This window comes from Clostridioides sp. ZZV15-6598, assembly GCF_020657705.1.
In the GTDB taxonomy this organism is placed as follows: Bacteria; Bacillota; Clostridia; order Peptostreptococcales; family Peptostreptococcaceae; genus Clostridioides; species Clostridioides difficile_F.
The window spans coordinates 1-2,596 of record NZ_JAGWCS010000240.1; the positions used below are offsets into that span (position 1 = coordinate 1).

A 2,596-nucleotide genomic window follows, 5' to 3' on the forward strand; every position below is an offset into this window, starting at 1 on the left:
TCTCTACATATAAGTTTCCCTATATGCTGACTATATTTTAGCTACTAACTCATGACTAAAGTCACAAGTGTGCGTAGCTATTTTTTAATCAAAACTTCCCTCTAACTTATAACCAACACCTCTTATTGATAAAATTTTACCATTTTTAAGCTGTTTGTTAATATCCTTTATTTCATTTTGTATAGTCTTTGAAGAACACCCTATTTCTTGGCTTAAGGCAAGTCCACTTATTGTATCTTTTGAATTTAACAGTATCTTTATTATATTTATCTGTCTAGCTGTTATATTTAAACTCATAAAATCACCTTTTACTCTAGATATTGATTTCTCAATTTTTTTATCTCTTCTTTATTTAAATTAAATTCTCCATATAGATACTCTTCCACACTATTGTATTCCTCATCAATTCTTCTAAAAGCTGTCTTCATATATTCTTCATTTACACCAAATATATAATTTAATCTTTCTTTTGGAATATCTTTAAATTTAGGCTTACATTCTATAAACCTTTCTATTTCCTTGTCTGCAAACTCATTGCTTTTTAGATAATCTTTCATTATATTTTCTCTTGATACACCCAAAATCATAAGAATTATAGCACTTCCTACACCAGTTCTATCCTTGCCAGCTGTACAATGATTTAGTATTGGCAAATTAGAGTAATCTTTTATAAGTTGTACTAGTTTTTTATATGAAGGATTATTTACAGGTAGATTATAATAGCTATTATTTAACATATTAAACGCACCATCTTTTTCAAATAACCCATCAATCATATCTTCGATAGAACCAAAACGACCTCCTGATTCTTCTAATTCTCTCATTGCTGGAATTCTTATATTTTTTATATTTGATATTATTGTTGATGGATGTTTACGAGCCTCTTCATCACTTCTATAATCAAATACATATTTGATATTTAAGTCTTTTAAAACCTTTATATCATTCTTACTCAAATTTGACAACTTTGCAGACCTATAAAATAAACCATACTTTACAGTTCTACCATCCTCTGTTTTATTTCCACCTAAATCTCTAAAGTTTTTCATCTTACCACCTCTTAAAAATTATCTATCATATGATAAGTTACCTACTATATTTAGCTCAAACATTATAAATTAATTTTATCACAATTTTATGCTATTTATTTAAAATATTTTTTTGTATTTGCTTAATAATTTTAAAATACAAAAGTATATCTTTATACAAAATTAACCTAAATTTTACATAATTTATTTACTACATAGAAGCTTTATAGTTTATAATCAATATACAGTAGTATATTTTATATAAAAAAGACCATATTTAGAATAATATCAAATACATTGGAGGTTTTATATTATGGACATTCAAAAACAAAAGAGCTTTATAATTAAATTTACATATGTAGTTTTAATAGCAAGCATTATATATGTTGTGTTAAAATTCTTATTTCCATTATTAATGCCTTTTGTGATTAGTTTTATCATTGCCTTTATTTTAAGACCTATTATAAAACTTATTACAGATAATACAAACTTAAACCGTACATTTATTTCTGCGGTAGTGCTTTTAGCCTTTTATGGATTAGGAATATTTTTATTAGTTAGTTTTGGTGCAAAAATATTTGCAAGTATAAGCGACATATTTTTTAGACTTCCTGATATATACAAATCAGGTATACAGCCAACACTAAACACTTTATTTTCTAAGATAGATGCTAGTACACCTAATGTTAATCTAGCATTGATACTTGGTTGGGATAATATCAGTCAATCTATGATGTCCTTAGTTGCCTCTATTTCAACAAATGCACTTAATGCTATTGCGAGTATTGCAAGTAAAACACCTGCATTTATGTTGAAACTTATTATAACTTTAATTGCTTCTTTTTTCTTTACATTTGACTATCAAAAAATAGTAAACTTTATTTTAAGACAGTTTCCAGAAAAAAGTCAGTCGATGATAATCAATATAAAAAATAGCAGTATCAATGCTATTTTAAAATTGCTAAAAGCATATGCCATACTACTATCAGTAACATTTGTAGAACTTCTTATTGGTCTTAATATCCTACAAGTTGAAAATGCATTTACTATATCTGTCATAGTTGCACTTGTCGATATTTTACCAGTATTAGGTACAGGAAGTATCTTAACTCCTTGGATGATTATTTCATTAATCAATGGGAATATACATTTAGCAGTAGGGCTTTTAATACTATACATCATCATAACTGTTGTTAGACAAATATTGGAGCCAAAAGTAGTGGGACAACAAATTGGTCTGTATCCTTTAATAACTCTAATGTGTATGTTTGTTGGTGCTCAACTATTTGGAATAGCTGGACTGTTTGGATTTCCTATAGCAGCTACAATCATTAAAAATCTACATGATAATGGGATTATTACTGCATTTAAATAACTTAAAGTCAATATTTTTATCTAAACTTAAAATAGTGAGATATGTAACATATCTCACTATTTTTCTACTTTGCACATATAGTATCAATCATTTCTTTATATTTATTTTCATTATTTAAGAAATCAATATTTTTAAATTTTTTTCGCATCTTTTCTTTAATTTCCAATGAATAAGATATCGTATACGGGAGAAA

Annotated in this window: 3 protein-coding genes; 1 reads left to right on the forward strand and 2 read right to left on the reverse strand. The window is 26.5% G+C overall.

Features of this window, described 5'->3' with window-relative positions:
* Positions 1-84: 84 nt before the first annotated feature.
* Together KGF50_RS21105 and KGF50_RS21110 are read right to left on the reverse strand one after the other, a co-directional pair.
* A complete protein-coding gene (locus tag KGF50_RS21105) occupies positions 85-297 on the reverse strand; it encodes a helix-turn-helix domain-containing protein (RefSeq protein WP_227849878.1) in 213 nt (70 codons plus the stop codon).
* Between the two features lie 11 nt (positions 298-308).
* Positions 309-1,049, reverse strand: coding sequence for a tyrosine-protein phosphatase (locus tag KGF50_RS21110; protein ID WP_227849879.1), 741 nt, complete (start codon positions 1,047-1,049; stop codon positions 309-311).
* A 292-nt stretch (positions 1,050-1,341) separates the two neighbouring features.
* Here KGF50_RS21110 and ytvI point away from each other — a divergent pair, with 292 nt between their 5' ends.
* The gene (ytvI, locus tag KGF50_RS21115; protein ID WP_227849880.1) at positions 1,342-2,403 is read left to right on the forward strand and encodes a sporulation integral membrane protein YtvI; all 1,062 of its coding nucleotides are present in this window, start codon (positions 1,342-1,344) and stop codon (positions 2,401-2,403) included.
* Positions 2,404-2,596 lie beyond the last annotated feature (193 nt).